Raw genomic sequence first — 16,372 nt, forward strand, 5'->3', positions numbered from 1 at the left:
TCCGTGGACGCGGGCCCGCCGCCTTGCTGTGCAGCCGGCCGTCAGCGCATGGAGCCCGTGCGCAGGAGGGTGCGGATGACGCGCATCGCGACCGAGAGGCTGGACAGCTCGTAGTTGTCCGAACCCCTTATGTCGTCGAGGGTGCTCTTGGCGCGGTTCAGCAGGGTGGAGTTGAGGTCCGCCCAGGCGGTGTAGCGCTCCTCGGGGGTGGCGCCCTCGGGGCCGCAGGCCAGGATGTCGGCGGTCAGCGCCGCGTGCGCCGCGAAGAGGTCCTCGCGGATCGCGGCCCGGGCCATGGACGACCAGCGGTCGGTGCGGGGCAGGTCGATGATGCGGTCGAGCAGGTGCGAGATCTGCAGGCGGTCGCCCAGGTCGTAGTAGAGCTCGGCGACCTCGGCGACGTCCTTGCCGGAGCGGTCCGCGACCTCGGTGATGTCCAGGGTCGGGAAGACCGAGGACAGCCCGGCGATCCGGGTGACCAGCTCGTCCGGCACGCCGGCCGCGGCGAGCTCGCCCTGGATGCCCTCGAACCAGGTCAGGTCCTCGCCGCGCAGCGGCTTGGGCAGCGAGCCCCAGACCTGGCTGACCCGGTCGTGGAAGAACTCGATGGTGCCGGCGATGTCGAGCGGCTGGCGGCGGTTGTTGAGCATCCACCGGGTGGCGCGCTCGACCAGGCGCCGCGAGTGCAGCCGCATCTTGGTCTGGATCCGGGCCGGGACCTTGTTGTCCAGGCCCTCGATCTCGGCCCAGATCTCCTCCAGGCCGAAGACGGCCCGCGCGGCGGTGTGCGTCCGGGCGATCTCCTCGTAGGTCGCGCCGGTCTCCTCCTTCAGGCGGAAGGCGAAGGTGCAACCACCGCGGTTGATCGTGTCGTTGACGATCAGCGTGGTGATGATCTCGCGGCGCAGCGCGTGGTTGTCGATCGCGTCGGCGAACTTCGCCCGCAGCGCGCTCGGGAAGTAGTCGTGCAGCGCGGTGCGGAAGTACGGGTCGTCCGGCAGGTCGGTGGCCAGCAGCTCGTCGGCCAGGATGATCTTGGTGTACGCGAGCAGGACGGACATCTCCGGCTGCGACAGGCCGCGGCCGCCCTGCTGGCGCTCGCGGATCTGGCGCTCGGCGGGCAGGAACTCCAGGCCCCGGTCGAGCCGGCCGGCCCGCTCGAAGCGGTTGATCATCCGGGAGTGGACGTTGACCATGCTGTGCGCCTGGGCGACGGCGTTGGCCAGCACCACGTTCTGCGCGTAGTTGTTGCGCAGCACCAAGTGGCCGACCTCGTCGGTCATCTCGGCGAGCAGGACGTTGCGCTGCTTGACCGTCATGTCGCCGTCGGTGACGACCTGGTTGAGCAGGATCTTGATGTTGACCTCGTGGTCCGAGGTGTCCACGCCGGCCGAGTTGTCGATGGCGTCGGTGTTGATCCAGCCGCCGGTGCTCTCGGGGCCGCCGACCGCGGCGTACTCGATGCGGCCGAGCTGGGTGCAGCCGAGGTTGCCGCCCTCGCCGATGACGCGGGCCCGGACCTGGTCGCCGTTGACGCGGATGGCGTCGTTGGCCTTGTCGCCGACCTCGGCGTTGGTCTCGGTGGAGGCCTTGACGTAGGTGCCGATGCCGCCGTTCCAGAACAGGTCGACCGGTGCCTGGAGGATCGCCTTCATCAGCTCGGCCGGGGTGAGCCGGGTGTCCTGGACGCCGAGGGCGGCCCGGACCTGCGTGCTGAGCTGGATCGACTTGGCGGTGCGCGGGAAGACGCCGCCGCCGGACGAGATCAGCGACTTGTCGTAGTCGTCCCAGGAGCTGCGGGGCAGTTCGAAGAGCCGGCGCCGCTCGGCGTAGGAGGCGGCGGCGTCCGGGTTCGGGTCGAGGAAGATGTGGCGGTGGTCGAAGGCGGCGACCAGGCGGATGTGCTCGCTGAGCAGCATGCCGTTGCCGAAGACGTCGCCGGACATGTCGCCGATGCCGATGACCTTGAAGTCCTCGGTCTGGGTGTCGACGCCGAGTTCGCGGAAGTTGCGCTTGACCGACTCCCAGGCGCCGCGGGCCGTGATGCCCATGCCCTTGTGGTCGTAGCCGGCCGAGCCGCCGGAGGCGAACGCGTCGCCCAGCCAGAAGCCGTAGGACTCGGCGACGCCGTTGGCGATGTCGGAGAAGGTCGCGGTGCCCTTGTCGGCGGCGACGACGAGGTAGGTGTCGTCCTCGTCGTGGCGGACGACGTCGGCCGGGTGGACGACCTCGCCGGCGACCAGGTTGTCGGTGATGTCGAGCAGCGCGGAGATGAACGTCTTGTACGAGGAGATGCCCTCGGCCAGCCAGGCGTCCCGGTCGACCGACGGGTCCGGCAGCTGCTTGGCGACGAAGCCGCCTTTGGCGCCGACCGGCACGATGACGGTGTTCTTGACCATCTGCGCCTTGACCAGGCCGAGGATCTCGGTGCGGAAGTCCTCGCGCCGGTCGGACCAGCGCAGACCGCCGCGGGCGACCTTGCCGAAGCGCAGGTGCACGCCCTCGACCTGCGGCGAGTACACCCAGATCTCGAACGCGGGGCGCGGGGCCGGCAGGTCCGGGATGGCCTTCGGGTCGAACTTCATCGACACGTAGGAGTGCCAGTCACCGGAGCCGTCGTGCTGGAAGAAGTTGGTCCGCAGGGTGGCCGTGATGAGGTGCAGGAAGGAGCGCAGGATGCGGTCCTCGTCCAGCGAGACGACCTCGTCGAGCGCGCCGGACAGCTCCTCCAGGATGCCCTCGGTCAGCTCGGCGGCGCCCTGCTGGTGGCTGGGGCTCAGCCGGGCCTCGAACAGGTTGACCAGCAGCCGGGTGGTGTGGGTGTTGTTGCGGAGCGCGTCCTCCATGTAGTCCTGGGAGAACGTGGAGCCCGCCTGGCGCAGGTACTTGGCGTACGCGCGCAGCACCGTCGCCTGGCGCCAGGTCAGCCCGGCGGTGAGGACCAGCTCGTTGAAGCCGTCGTTCTCGGCCTTGCCGGTCCAGGTGGCGGCGAAGGTCTCCTGGAAGCGCTCGCGGGCCTCGTCGGTGAGCTCGGTGGCCTCGCGCAGCTTCAGGCCGAAGTCGTACACCCACGCGGTGGTGCCGTCGGAGCGGCGCAGCGCGTACGGGTGCTCGTCCAGCACCTCGACGCCCAGGCGCTGGAGCACCGGCAGGACCTCGGTCAGCGAGATCGGGCCGCCGACCCGGTAGACCTTGAAGCGGCGCTCGTCGGCGCCGGCGCCGACCGGCTGGTACAGGTTGAGGCGGAAGTCGCCCTCGCCGTGCAGCGACTCGATCTGCTTGATGTCGGCGACGGCGGTGCGCGGCGGGAAGTCGGCGCGGTAGCCGTCGGGGAAGGCGTTGGCGTACTTGTGGCCGAGCTCGGCGGCCTTCTCCTCGCCCAGTTCGGTGTGCAGCTGGTCGTGGAAGCCGTCCATCCAGAACCGGGCGGCCTCGGCGAGGCGGTTCTCGATCCGCTCGATGTCGGAGTCGGTGAGCTGCGGCAGTTCGGTGCCGGGGGCGACGCGGACCACGAAGTGCAGACGGGTCAGCACCGACTCGGTGGCGTACACCGTGTAGTCGATGGTGGCGCCGTTCAGCTCTTCCTTGAGGATGTCGGTGAGCAGCAGCCGGATCCGGGTGGTGTAGCGGTCGCGCGGCAGGTAGATGAACGCGGAGAAGTAGCGCCCGTACTCGTCCTGGCGCAGGAAGAGCCGCAGCTTACGGCGCTCCTGGAGGTACAGCACGCTGGTGGCGATGGAGATCAGCTCGGAGGCCGCGGTCTGGAACATCTCGTCCCGCGGGAATGTCTCCATGATCTGCAGCAGGTCGCGGCCGTCGTGGCTCTCGCTGGAGAAGCCGGAGCCTTCGAGCACCTCCTGCACCTTGCGGCGCACGACCGGGATGCGGGTGACCGACTCGGTGTAGGCGGCGGAGGAGAACAGGCCGAGGAAGCGGCGCTCGCCGATCGGCTCGCCGGCGGCGTTGAACTTCTTCACGCCGACGTAGTCCAGGTAGGACGGGCGGTGCACGGTGGAGCGGCTGTTGGCCTTGGTGAGGACGAGCAGCTTCTTCTCGTGGGCCTTGGCGCGGACCGGCGCGGAGAGGCGGCCGAAGGCCTCGCTGGCCGGGTGGTGGTGGTCGTCGTGGCCGCGCGGGTCGGAGCGCAGGATGCCGAGGCCGGTCCCGGCGACGGCCTTCAGGACCTCCTCGCCCTCGTGCCCGACCAGGTCGTACTCGCGGTAGCCGAGGAAGGTGAAGTGGTCGTCGGCGAGCCAGCGCATCAGCTCCCAGGCCTCGCCGACCTCCTGCTCGGGCAGGCCGGTCGGGGGCTCCTCGGCGAGCTCGTCGGCCAGGCGCAGCGCGCTCTCGCGCATCTTGCTCCAGTCCTCGACGACCTCGCGGACGTCGCCGAGCACCCGGCGCAGGTCGGCCTCGATCGCGCGCAGGTCGTCGCGGTCGGTCTCGCGGTCGATCTCGATGTGCATCCACGACTCGACGCTCGCGTCGGCGGGCCACTCGGCGCCGGCAGCCTGGCTGCGGGAGCAGGCGTCGACGTCCAGGATCTCCAGCAGCTTGCCGGTGATGTCACGGCGGACGACCAGCTGGGGGTGGATCACGACGTGGATGGCGCGGTCCTGGCGGGACAGCTCGTTGGTGACGGAGTCGACCAGGAAGGGCATGTCGTCGGTGACGACCTCGACCACGGTGTGGCCGCAGGACCAGGCGTTCTCCTCGACCGAGGGGGTGTGCACCCGCACCTCGGCGGTGCCCTGCGGGCGCTTGAGGCCCAGCCGGTAGTGGGAGGCCGCCGCGCCGTAGACGTCGACCGGGTCGCGGTCGACCAGGTCCTCGGGCGCGGTGTGGAGGTAGTAGTGGTGCAGGTACGCGGTCAGAGCGCCGTTGCTCAGACCTTCCCCCGGCGCCGCTCCCCCCACCTGGCTGTTCTCAGCGGCTGCGGCTGCTTTCTTGAGCAGGTCGGCCTTGGCTGCGTCCAGCTTGGTCTGCATGACTTCTTGGCTCCTGTCGCGCGCCGTTGCGTGACTCGGTGGTGTGTGGGTGTACACCGACGGGTCACTCGCAATCCTGCCGCACCTTCCGACTGAAAAGGCTTCATGGCGCGCATGAAATTCCTTCGCAATGGGTAGGACGATTCGTCCTGCGGAGCCACCCGACGACGCCAGCCAGCCTAACCGGATCAATCGAAGGTGGACAGGGACAGGGAGGCGCAAACTCGCAGGATGATCGGTCCGTCCTGGACACCATGTCCAAACCGGAGCTTCCCGTTCACTCTCAGCCCATGTGCGGGTACCGCAGGTCCGTGGGGGGAACGAAGGTCTCCTTGATCGCGCGGGCCGAGGTCCAGCGCAGGAGGTTCTGGGCGGCGCCCGCCTTGTCGTTGGTCCCGGAGGCCCGGCCGCCGCCGAAGGGCTGCTGGCCGACGACCGCGCCGGTCGGCTTGTCGTTGATGTAGAAGTTCCCGGCGGTGAACCGCAGCGCCTCCACCGCCTGGGCGATGGCGTAACGATCCTGCGCGATCACCGAGCCGGTCAGGCCGTACGGGGCGCCGGAGTCGACCCGTCGCAGCACGTCCTCCCAGCGGGCGTCCTCGTAGACGTGGACGGCCAGGATCGGGCCGAAGTACTCCGTCCGGAAGATCTCGTTGCGGTAGTCGGAGGAGACCAGCACGGTCGGCCGGACGAACCAGCCGATCGCGTCGTCGTACTGGCCGCCCGCCGCCAGCTCGATCGTCGAATCGGCCTTGGCCCGCTCGATGGCGTCCCGGTTCTTCTCGAAGGCGCGCCGGTCGATGAGGGCGCCCATGAAGTTGGAGAGGTCGGTGACGTCGCCCACCGTGAGCGCGTCCACCTCGGCCAGCAGCTCGTCCTTGATCGTCTGCCAGAGGCTGCGCGGCAGGTAGGCCCGGGAGAGCGCCGAGCACTTCTGGCCCTGGTACTCGAACGCGCCGCGGACCAGCGCCGCCTTCAGGATCGCCGGGTCGGCCGAGCGGTGGGCCAGCAGGAAATCCTTGCCGCCGGTCTCGCCGACGATCCGCGGGTACGCCCGGTAGCCGCCGATGTTGGCGCCGATGGTCTGCCAGAGCGACTGGAAGGTGGCGGTGGAGCCGGTGAAGTGCAGCCCGGCGAGCGCCGGATCGGCGAGGGCCACCGCGGACAGCTGGACGCCGTCGCCGGTGACCAGGTTGATCACCCCGGGCGGCAGACCGGCCGCCTCCAGCAGCCGCATCAGGTAGTACGCGGCCAGGGTCTGGGTCGGCGCGGGCTTCCAGACCACGGTGTTGCCCATCAGCGCGGGCGCGGTCGGCAGGTTGCCGGCGATCGCGGTGAAGTTGAACGGGGTGATCGCGTAGACGAAACCCTCCAGCGGGCGGTGGTCCACCCGGTTCCAGACGCCCGGCGCGGAGATCGGCTGCTCGGCCAGGATCCGCCGGGCGAACTGGACGTTGAACCGCCAGAAGTCGATCAGCTCGCAGGCGGAGTCGATCTCGGCCTGCTGCGCGGTCTTGGACTGGCCGAGCATGGTGGCCGCGTTGAGGGTCTCCCGCCAGGGCCCGGCCAGCAGGTCGGCGGCCCGCAGGAAGACCGCCGCCCGGTCGTCGAAGGACAGCGACCGCCACTGCCGGCCCGCCGCGAGCGCCGAGTCCACCGCCGCGCGGGCGTCCTCCCGGGTGGCGTTGCCGAGCACCCCCAGCTTGGCGGCGTGGTGGTGCGGCTGGACCACGTCGATCCGCTCACCGCCGCCGAACCGCTGCTCGCCGCCGATGGTCATCGGCAACGGGATCTGCTCGGCCGCCAGCTCGTCCAGCCGCCGGACCAGCCGGCCCCGCTCCGGGCTGCCGGGCGCGTACCCCAGCACCGGCTCGTTGACCGGGAGGGGCACCTCGGTGACTGCGTCGATCGGCATGGCGGCTCCGTCCTGCTGACTGCTCCGGTGGGAGGGCCCGATCCCACCGGACAGGCCCTGGTCCAGCCTGACCAGCGGCCACGCGATCCGCCCGCTCAGACACGCGGACGGCGGACGTGGCGCCCGCCACGCCCGCCCCGGCCGGTCAGCCCCGCCCCAGCCGCCCGGCCAGCTCGACCGCCTCCGCCAGGCTGTCCACCACCGGCACCCCGAGCGGCTCCAGCTTCTCCCGGGTGTGCGAGCCGCCGGTGTAGAGCACCGCGCGCGCACCCGCGCCCAGGGCCGCCCGGGCATCGTCCGCCGCGTCGCCGATCAGCACCGTACGGGCCGGATCCACCCGCTCGCCGAGCGCGGCCAGGTGCCGGGCCAACTGCTCCGCCTTCTGGCCGCCGGACGGGCCGCTGCGGCCGTCCACCCGCAGGAACCGGCCGGTCAGGCCGAAGGCGTCGACCAGCGGCAGCAGCTTCTCGTGCTCGTACATCGACAGCAGCGACTGGCTGTGCCCGGCCTCCCGCCAGCCGTCCATCAGCTCGTGCACGCCGTCCGTCAGCCCGCAGGCCGGGCTCAGCTCCCGGTAGCGGTCGTGGAAGGCCTCGTCCAGCCGGAGCCACTCCTCCTGGGACGGCATCCGGCCGAGCAGCCGCTCGTAGAACCGGGGGATCGGGATCTCGTACTGCTCGCGATACTCCCGCATGGTCATCGGCCCGACGCCGATGGTCGCGAACGCGGCGTTGCTCGCGCCGAGCACCGCCTCCATGTCGTGGAAGAGCGTGCCGTTCCAGTCCCAAACGATGTGTGTAGCCACGCGCGAAACGGTAGCCCCGACCACCGACACGCCGGTAGGACGGGGCTCACGCGCCCCTCTGCTCCGCTCGGGTGCGCCCGGCCGTTCAGGCCAGCAGCGCGGGGATCTCCTGGGTGGCGAACCAGAGCAGGTCGTGGTCCTCGGCCCCGTCCACGGTGAACTGGGCGTCCTGGTCGCCCGCGTCGGCCGCGGCCACCGCCGCCACCGCGGCCGCGACGTCCTCGACCACCTCGCCGTCGGCGACGTCCGCGTGCACCGCCGCCGCCTTCGCCAGCGGCAGCGGGCCGGCCAGCACCACCCGGCCGAGCGAGGCCTGGTCCTGGTACTCGTCGCCAGGGAACGGCCGGACGGCCGAGTCGGCCACATCCAGGGCCACCACGACCCGGCGGCGCGGGGCGTCCGGGTCGGCGGCCAGCAGCCGCAGGGAGGACTGCGCGGCCCGGTTCAGCGCCGCATACTCCAGCTCCTCCAGGTCGTCACTGACGTACCACTCGCGCAGCGCGGGCGTCACGGCGTAGGCCGCGGACTGGTCCAGGGCACCACCCGGGTGCGCCGCCGCCAGGCCGTTCAGGGTGGTGGGCACGTACACGCGCATCGGTGGCACTCTCCGGTTCGTCCAGCGGCACAGCTTCCAGCGCCCCAAGAATAAGCGCCGCCGGGCCGGGCGTGATCACCTCGGCCCGACTCAGCGGGCGGCCCGCAGGGCCTCGCCGCACGTGTGCAGGGCGCTCCCCAGCACCGCGTCGCGGCGGGCCGGGTCCATCATGTTCGGGCCCATCACGGCCAGGTCGGCCGGCGTCGGCGCGAGCAGCCGCACCCGTACGCCCTCGGCCCGCAGCAGCACGGCCTCGCGCAGCAGCTGCCGGGTGACGGCGCGGCGGTAGCGGCTGACCAGCTGGGCCAGCACGCCGCGCGGGCGGTCCCGGGCGCGCCACTCGCGCAGCGCGGCGAGGGAGCCCGCGAGCCCGCTGGTGCCGGCGACCCCGCCGGCGTCGGCGTCGGCACTGTCGGCACTGTCGGCGCGGTCGGCGCGGTCGGCGCGGTCGGCGCGGTCGGCGCGGTCGGCGCGGTCGGCGCGGTCGGCGCGGGGGCGCAGCCGCAGGGCCATCGGGGCGAGCACGTACACCTCGTCCAGGCCGCGGCCGAGCAACAGGTCGGCGTTGGTGGCGGACCAGCAGCCGCCGTCCACGTACGCCGAGCCGTTCAGCCGCACCGGCGCGAACCAGCCGGGGATCGAGCAGGAGGCCATCACCGCGTCGGCGACCGCGACCGCCGGGGCGTCCGGGTCCCCGAAGACCACCCGGCGGCCGCTGCGGTAGTCCACGGCCGCCACCCGCAGCGCCGCCGCCCCGGCCCCGGCGTCGGCCTCGCCGTCGGCGCCCGGCGGCGGCCAGCCGCCCGGGCCGAGCAGGCCGCGCACCAGCTCGCCGACCGGGGCCAGCGAACCGCGGCCGGGCGGCGCCATCGCCGACACCATGGTCAGCAGCGGGTACTCGCGCGGGTGCCGGACGGCGTCCCGCAGCAGGCCGGGCGAGCCGATTCCGGCCCCGGGGCGGGGCGGCAGCGCGCCGCCGGCGGCCGTGTCGTAGTCGAAGTCCACCCCGGCCAGTGGGCCGTCGGTGATCGGCAGGCCGCGCTGGTGGTCGCGCAGTTGCTCGGTGCGGACCCCGCCGGCCAGCATCGCGCCGAGGATCGAGCCCGCCGAGGTGCCGAGCAGCACGTCCGCGCGGCCCGGCCGCCAGCCGGTGGCCTCCTCGACGGCGCAGAGCGCGCCGACCGTCCAGGCCGCGCCGAGCATCCCGCCGCCGCCCAGCACCAGGCCGCGCCGGGGTGCGTCCCCGGTCGGCGGGGCGGTGCCCGCGGCTGCCGGAGCCGGAACCGCCGCTACCCGTGTCGTCATCGCGACCGCCCGTCGTCGTGGGTGCGGTCGTGGCCGCCCGGCCCCGTCCCGCTCCGCGCGGTTCCCGATCAGGCTCCGATGGTGCGCGCCGACGGCCGGGCACCGCAACGGGGGCGGCGATTCGGGCCACCCGGTCCGGCGCATCGAACCGTCCTCTTTCGGACCGTACGGCCCGCCCACGCACGTCAATCGGGCACCGCACGACCGCGCGCCGGGCCCGGCACCGCACTGATCGATTCACTCGGATAGGTGAACTTGTCGGTCACTCCAGGAGCAGCGGCAAAAGCCCTTGCCGCCCGACGCGGCGCACCGCTAGCAAGGACCCGTCCGCACCCGTACCACCTTGCCCAGGAGCCCGCCGTGACCGCACCGCTCACCGCCCGCCCGCACCGCCGGCCGCGCACGACCGCCGCCCACGACCCGGCCGGGCGCCGCCCGCGCCACCCCCGCGCCGCCTGCACCGGCCCGGGCGGCCACGACCCCCGGGCGCTGGCCTCCCGCTTCGCCCACCAGCTGGTCGAGGTGCTCACCGGCGCCCGGCCCTCCGGCCAGCTGATGCGGCACACCAGCCTGGACGGCTACGGGCAGCTCGCCTCCCTGGTCCGGGCCGGCGCGCTGCGCCGCGGCGGCGCCGCCGACCGGCCCCGGCTGGGCCCGGTGCACGACCGCTCGCCCTCGCCCGACGCGGTCGAGGCCTGCGTCCGGGTCGACCTCGGCCGGCGGCACCACATGGTGGCCTTCCGGCTGGAGCAACGCGGCCAGGCCGGGCAGTGGCAGTGCACCGCCGTGGAGGCCCGATGACCACGGCAGTCGCAGCGACCACGGCAGTCTCAGCGGCCAGGGCGGCCACAGCGGCCCCCACGATCGCGCGGCGGCCCGGGACGGCACAGGGCGCCGCCCCCGTCCGGGAGCGGCGCCCTGTGCGGCGTCCTGCGGCCTGCTCAGCCCTTGCGGCGGCGGCCCTTGGCCGACTTCGCGGCCTTGCGGCGCTCGGCGCGGGTCAGCCCGTCGCCCTCGTCCTCCGGCCCGAGGTCCTCGAAGTCGCCCTCGATGACACCGCCGCCGACCTCGTCCGAGGGGGCCGTGTAGTGCAGCCGCTGCGGCTTCGGGGCCTCCAGGCCCTTGGCCTTGATCTCCGGGCGGGCGGCGTCCTTCTCCAGCTTGTCGAGCAGCACCTCGGCGTCCGCGATCGGGACCTCCTCGACCTGCTGCTCGACCTGGACCTCCAGGTTGAACAGGTAGCCGACGGACTCCTCCTTGATGCCCTCCATCATCGCGGTGAACATGTCGAAGCCCTCGCGCTGGTACTCGATCAGCGGGTCGCGCTGCGCCATGGCCCGCAGGCCGATGCCCTCCTGGAGGTAGTCCATCTCGTAGAGGTGCTCGCGCCAGCGGCGGTCCAGCACCGACAGCACGACCCGGCGCTCCAGCTCACGCATGATCTCGGCGCCGAGCTGGTCCTCGCGGGCGCCGTACTGCGCCTGGATGTCCTCCTGGACGACCTTGACCAGGAACTCGGAGGTCATCGCGGCGGGGCCGCCGGCCTCCTCCTCCAGCTCCTCCAGGTCCAGGGTGACCGGGTAGAGCTGCTTGAGCGCGGTCCAGAGCTTCTCCAGGTCCCAGTCGTCCTCGAAGCCCTCGCCGGTGGCCGCCTTGACGTAGGCCTCGACGGTGTCGTCCATGAAGTGGCCGACCTGCTCCTGCAGGTCCTCGCCCTCCAGCACGCGGCGGCGCTCGCCGTAGATGACCTCGCGCTGGCGGTTCAGCACCTCGTCGTACTTGAGGACGTTCTTGCGGATCTCGAAGTTCTGCTGCTCGACCTGGGTCTGCGCGGAGGCGATCGCCCGGGTGACCATCTTGGACTCGATCGGCACGTCCTCGGGCACGTTGGCCATCGACAGCACGCGCTCGACCATGCCGGCCTTGAACAGGCGCATCAGGTCGTCGCCCAGCGACAGGTAGAAGCGGGACTCGCCCGGGTCGCCCTGACGGCCGGAGCGGCCGCGCAGCTGGTTGTCGATCCGGCGGGACTCGTGCCGCTCGGTGCCCAGCACGTAGAGGCCGCCGGCCTCCTTGACCTCGTCCTGCTCCGCCTTGACCGAGGCCTTGGCCTTCTCCAGGGCGGCGGGGAACGCGGCCTCGTACTCCTCCGGGGTCTCGGTCGGAGTGAGCCCGCGCTGCGCCAGCTCGGCCGCCGCGAGGTGGTCGGAGTTGCCGCCGAGCATGATGTCGGTACCGCGGCCGGCCATGTTGGTGGCGACGGTCACGGCGCCCTTGCGGCCCGCCTGCGCGACGATCTGCGCCTCGCGCTCGTGGTGCTTGGCGTTCAGCACCTCGTGCGGGATGCCGCGCTTGCGCAGCTCCTGCGACAGGTACTCGGACTTCTCCACCGACACGGTGCCGACCAGCACCGGCTGGCCCTTCTCGTGCTTCTCGGCGATGTCCTCGACCACGGCGGCGAACTTGGCCGGCTCCGACTTGTAGATCAGGTCGGGCTGGTCGATGCGCAGCGGGTTCTTGTTCGTCGGGATCGGCACCACGCCGAGCTTGTAGATCTGGTGGAACTCGGCGGCCTCGGTGGTGCCGGTACCGGTCATGCCGGCGAGCTTGTCGTACAGGCGGAAGAAGTTCTGCAGGGTGATGGTGGCCAGCGTCTGGTTCTCGTTCTGGACCTCCACCCCCTCCTTCGCCTCGATCGCCTGGTGCATGCCCTCGTTGTAGCGGCGGCCGGCCAGGATGCGGCCGGTGTGCTCGTCGACGATCATGACCTCGCCGTTCATGACGACGTAGTCCTTGTCCGCCCGGTACAGCTCCTTCGCCTTGATGGCGTTGTTCAGGAAGCCGACCAGCGGGGTGTTCACCGACTCGTAGAGGTTGTCGATGCCGAGGTAGTCCTCGACCCGGGTGACGCCCTCCTCCAGGATGCCGACGGTGCGCTTCTTCTCGTCGACCTCGTAGTCGCGGTCGATCTTCAGGCGCAGCACCAGCTTGGCGAAGTCGGCGTACCACTTGGTCGCCTGGTCGGCCGGGCCGGAGATGATCAGCGGGGTGCGGGCCTCGTCGATGAGGATCGAGTCGACCTCGTCGACGACCGCGAAGTTGTGGCCGCGCTGGACGAGTTCGTCCTTCGACCAGGCCATGTTGTCGCGCAGGTAGTCGAAGCCGAACTCGTTGTTCGTGCCGTACGTGATGTCCATCGAGTACTGGTGCTTGCGCTCGGCGGGCGTCATGTTGCCGAGGATCACACCGACTTCGAGGCCGAGGAAGCGGTGCACCCGGCCCATCCACTCCGAGTCGCGCTCGGCGAGGTAGTCGTTGACGGTGATCAGGTGGACGCCCTTGCCGGTGAGCGCGTTCAGGTACGCGGGCAGGGTGCCGACGAGGGTCTTGCCCTCACCGGTGCGCATCTCGGCCACGTACCCGTGGTGCAGGGCCGCACCACCCATGAGCTGAACGTCGTAGTGCCGCTGACCGAGCACCCGCTTGGCGGCCTCGCGCACCGTGGCGAACGCCTCGGGGAGGATGTCGTCCAGGGTCTCGCCGTCCGCGAGCCGCTGCTTGTACTCGTCGGTCAGCGCGCGCAGCTCGGCGTCGGTGAGGTTGACGAAGTCCTCTTCGATGGAGTTGACCTGGGCAGCAATCCGCTGCAGCTTGCGAAGGATCTTGCCTTCGCCGGCGCGCAGGATCTTGTCGAAGACGGACACTTGGGCGGGCTCCTTGCCTGTATTGGCACTGGACGACTGCACGGCGGGTTCACCCCACCGCACGGGCCATCGTATGCGAGGAGTCCAATGCCCCGGGAGGTGCGTCAGCACGGTATTCCCGTGTCACCCGCGCGAGCACTTGATCCGATAGCACCGTCCACCAGGACAAACCGGTCAGCGGATCGAGGGGTTGGCTCGATATTCGGATGCCCGAATTCCTCTTTCCACGGAATAATCCGCCCATGGAAGAGCCCCGCACCGTCACCCTCACCACCGACCGCCTCGTCCTGCGGGCCCCGCAGGAGTCGGACATCGACGCCGTCTTCGCCGCCTGCCAGGACGCCGAGATCCAGCGCTGGACGGTCGTCCCGAGCCCGTACCGGCGCGAGGACGCCGAGTACTTCGTCCGCGACCTCGCCGCGCACGGCTGGCGCACCGGCGAGAACCGGATCTGGTGCGTGTTCGAGCGCGGCTCCGACGTCCTGGTCGGCACCCAGGGCCTCGTGCTGCGCCACGGCGACCCGGGCTCCGCCGAGGTCGGCTGGTGGGCGACGAAGGAGTTCCGCGGCCGCGGCTACACGGTCGAGGCCGCCCGCGCGGTCGCCCGCCACGGCCTGGTCGAGCTCGGCCTGCGCCGCCTGGAGTGGCAGGCCTACGTGGGCAACGAGGGCTCCCGCGCGGTGGCCGAGAAGGTCGGCTACCGCTTCGAGGGCACCCTGCGCTCGTACGCCGAGCAGCGCGGCGCCTTCCACGACGCCTGGGTCGCCTCACTGCTCGCCTCGGACCTCCCGGACCTCCCGGACCTCCGCCCCTGACGTCCGCGCCGACGCACCCCGACCGGCTGTCGGTGCCCCGGACTACCCTCGCCGACATGACCGCCCTGCCTGCCGCCGGCTCCCCCGCCGGCCCGCCGCCCGTCACCGGCCTGAGCGCCGACGAAGCCCGCCGGATCGCCCTTCGCGCCCAGGGCCTGCTCGGCGCGCCGGACCGCCGGGCCGGGGTGCGCGGGGTGCTGCGACACCTGGGCGCCGTCCAGCTGGACACCATCTCGGTGCTGGCCCGCTCGCACGAACTGGTGCCGTACGCCCGGCTCGGCGCGGTCGGCCGCCCGGCCGTCGAGGCGGCGTACTGGGGCGCGGGCACGAGCTTCGAGTACTGGTCGCACGCGGCCTGCATCCTGCCGGTCGAGGAGTGGCCGCTGTTCGCGTTCCGGCGCCGCCGCTACCGCGAGCGCGGCCACCTCTGGGGCCACCAGGTGACGCCCGAGACGTACCGGCACGTGCTCGACAAGCTGCGCGCCGAGGGCCCGTTGACCTCCACGGAGCTGGGCGGCGCCAAGAAGACCGCCGAGTGGTGGGACTGGTCGGACACCAAGATCGCGGTGGAACGGGCGCTGGCCTTCGGCGACGTGGTCTGCACCGAGCGCCGGAGCTGGAAGCGCGTCTACGCACTGGCCGAACAGGCCATCCCCGAGGCCCTATTCGGGCAGGACCGCACCGACCGGGAGTGCGTGCGCACCCTGGTCGCCCAGGCCGGGGCCGCGCTCGGCGTGGCCACCCGGGCCGACCTGCTGGACTACCACCGGCTGCGCGCCGAGGAGCTGGACCCGGTCCTCGCGGACTGCGGGCTCGTCCCGGTCGAGGTGGCCGGCTGGGGCCCGGACGGCGCCACGGCGGCGGCCTGGGCCGATCCGGCCGCACTGGCCACCGCCCCGCGCGGGCGCCACCGCACCACGCTGCTCTCGCCGTTCGACTCGCTGATCTGGGACCGCGCACGCACCGAGCGGATCTTCGGCATGACGCACCGGCTGGAGGCCTACACGCCCAAGCACAAGCGGGTGCACGGTTACTTCGCGATGCCGCTGCTGGCCGGCGGCCGGCTGGTGGCCCGGGTCGACCCGGCCCGGGAGGGGCGCACCCTGGTGGCCCGTCAGGTCTCACTGGCCGACGACCGGGGGCACGGCGCCCGGCACGTCGAGGCGCTGGCGGCGGCCCTGCGCGAGGCGGCCGCCTGGGTGGGCTGCGACGACGTCCGGGTCGAGGCCCTGCCGGACGAGCGGCTGCGCCCGGCCCTCGAGAAACTCCTCGCGAGCTAGGGCTTGGGGCGCAGCCACGGTCACCCTATTTCGAGGATCTTCTCGCGCATCGCGTACACCACGGCCTCCATCCTGGAGTGGAGTTGGAGCTTCTCCAGGATGTTGCGCACGTGGTTCTTCACGGTGTTCTCGCTGATGAACAGCTCCTTGGCGATCTCCCGGTTGTTCATCCCGGTCGCCACCAGCTTGAGCACCTCCAACTCCCGGTCGGTGAGCCGGGGTGCGGGCACCAGGTCCCGGTCGTCGGAGCGGCGCTGGATCATCGACTTGAACTCGGTGAGCAGCTTGGACGCCATCGACGGGCTGATCTGGGACTGCCCGTCGGCGACCGCGCGGATCGCGGTGGCGACCTCGTCGGTGGAGATCTCCTTCAGCAGGTAGCCGGTGGCTCCCGCCTTGATCGCCTCGTAGAGGTCGGCCTCCTCGTCGCTTATCGTCAACATGATGATCTTGGTGCTGGGTGCCACGTCCTTGATCGCGGTGCAGGCCTCGATCCCGCTGCGGCGCGGCATCCGGACGTCCATCAGGATGATGTCCGGCAGCAGGTCGGCGGCCTTCAGCACGGCCTCGGCGCCGTCGCCGGCCTCGCCGACGACCTTGATGTCCGGCTCCTCCGCGAGCACGATCTCCAGCCCCCTGCGGAACAACGCGTGGTCGTCCACCACCAGCACGCGGATCGGCTCACCCCGGTGCGGCGCGTACGCGGGTTCCTCCTCCGGTCCCGGTGACAGTCCGGTGACCGGCCCCGTAGCGGGCCCCAGCCCGAAGTGATCCCCCATCCGCTCCTCCCCCTTCGCGGGTCGTCGTGCGCCAATCATTCCACGCCGCGCGGCCGTTGCGGTCACCCTCCGACGCCGCCGTTCCGCACAGGGGGTGACACCCGGGCGGGCCCCGACGCCCGCGCCCACCGCCCCGCCCCCCACCCCCCCGGGGGGCGGCGCGGCGCGGGGCCCCGGGGGCCCCCC

The 16,372-nt window shown here is 72.0% G+C and carries 10 protein-coding genes; 3 read left to right on the forward strand and 7 right to left on the reverse strand.

Translation table 11 applies throughout. The features are described from left to right. Positions 1-41: 41 nt before the first annotated feature. The 5 genes from ACFV6I_RS15745 to ACFV6I_RS15765 form a co-directional block, all read right to left on the reverse strand. Positions 42-4,988, reverse strand: a complete 4,947-nt coding sequence (locus ACFV6I_RS15745) for an NAD-glutamate dehydrogenase (RefSeq protein WP_380425688.1) — start codon at positions 4,986-4,988, stop codon at positions 42-44. A gap of 283 nt (positions 4,989-5,271) precedes the next feature. Further along, positions 5,272-6,897 carry an L-glutamate gamma-semialdehyde dehydrogenase gene (gene pruA, locus ACFV6I_RS15750; protein WP_380425695.1) on the reverse strand — a complete coding sequence of 542 codons (1,626 nt, stop codon included), beginning with the start codon at positions 6,895-6,897 and terminating at the stop codon, positions 5,272-5,274. A gap of 151 nt (positions 6,898-7,048) precedes the next feature. Further along, entirely contained in the window at positions 7,049-7,708 is a 660-nt protein-coding gene (locus ACFV6I_RS15755) for an HAD family hydrolase (RefSeq protein ID WP_079135844.1), read from the reverse strand. A gap of 85 nt (positions 7,709-7,793) precedes the next feature. Next, positions 7,794-8,303, reverse strand: coding sequence for a DUF6912 family protein (locus tag ACFV6I_RS15760; RefSeq protein ID WP_363370351.1), 510 nt, complete (start codon positions 8,301-8,303; stop codon positions 7,794-7,796). Positions 8,304-8,393: 90 nt separating this feature from the next. Further along, positions 8,394-9,608, reverse strand: a complete 1,215-nt coding sequence (locus tag ACFV6I_RS15765) for a patatin-like phospholipase family protein (protein WP_380425690.1) — start codon at positions 9,606-9,608, stop codon at positions 8,394-8,396. Positions 9,609-9,968: 360 nt separating this feature from the next. On the opposite strand from ACFV6I_RS15765, the gene ACFV6I_RS15770 reads away from it, so the two are divergent. Further along, a complete protein-coding gene (locus ACFV6I_RS15770) occupies positions 9,969-10,409 on the forward strand; it encodes an Rv3235 family protein (RefSeq protein WP_063349159.1) in 441 nt (146 codons plus the stop codon). 140 nt (positions 10,410-10,549) lie between these two features. Here the strand turns inward: ACFV6I_RS15770 and secA are convergent, their stop codons facing one another. Next, complete coding sequence (secA, locus tag ACFV6I_RS15775; RefSeq protein WP_063349158.1) at positions 10,550-13,312, reverse strand: preprotein translocase subunit SecA; 2,763 nt, start codon at positions 13,310-13,312, stop codon at positions 10,550-10,552. A 242-nt stretch (positions 13,313-13,554) separates the two neighbouring features. Here secA and ACFV6I_RS15780 point away from each other — a divergent pair, with 242 nt between their 5' ends. Beyond that, positions 13,555-14,127 carry a GNAT family N-acetyltransferase gene (locus ACFV6I_RS15780; protein ID WP_063349157.1) on the forward strand — a complete coding sequence of 191 codons (573 nt, stop codon included), beginning with the start codon at positions 13,555-13,557 and terminating at the stop codon, positions 14,125-14,127. A gap of 56 nt (positions 14,128-14,183) precedes the next feature. After that, entirely contained in the window at positions 14,184-15,407 is a 1,224-nt protein-coding gene (locus ACFV6I_RS15785) for a winged helix-turn-helix domain-containing protein (RefSeq protein ID WP_380425692.1), read from the forward strand. Positions 15,408-15,427: 20 nt separating this feature from the next. On the opposite strand, the gene ACFV6I_RS15790 is transcribed toward ACFV6I_RS15785, so the two are convergent. Next, positions 15,428-16,186, reverse strand: coding sequence for a response regulator transcription factor (locus ACFV6I_RS15790; RefSeq protein ID WP_079135841.1), 759 nt, complete (start codon positions 16,184-16,186; stop codon positions 15,428-15,430). Positions 16,187-16,372: the final 186 nt, after the last annotated feature.

Source organism: Kitasatospora sp. NPDC059803 (assembly GCF_042732255.1).
In the GTDB taxonomy this organism is placed as follows: domain Bacteria; phylum Actinomycetota; class Actinomycetes; order Streptomycetales; family Streptomycetaceae; genus Kitasatospora.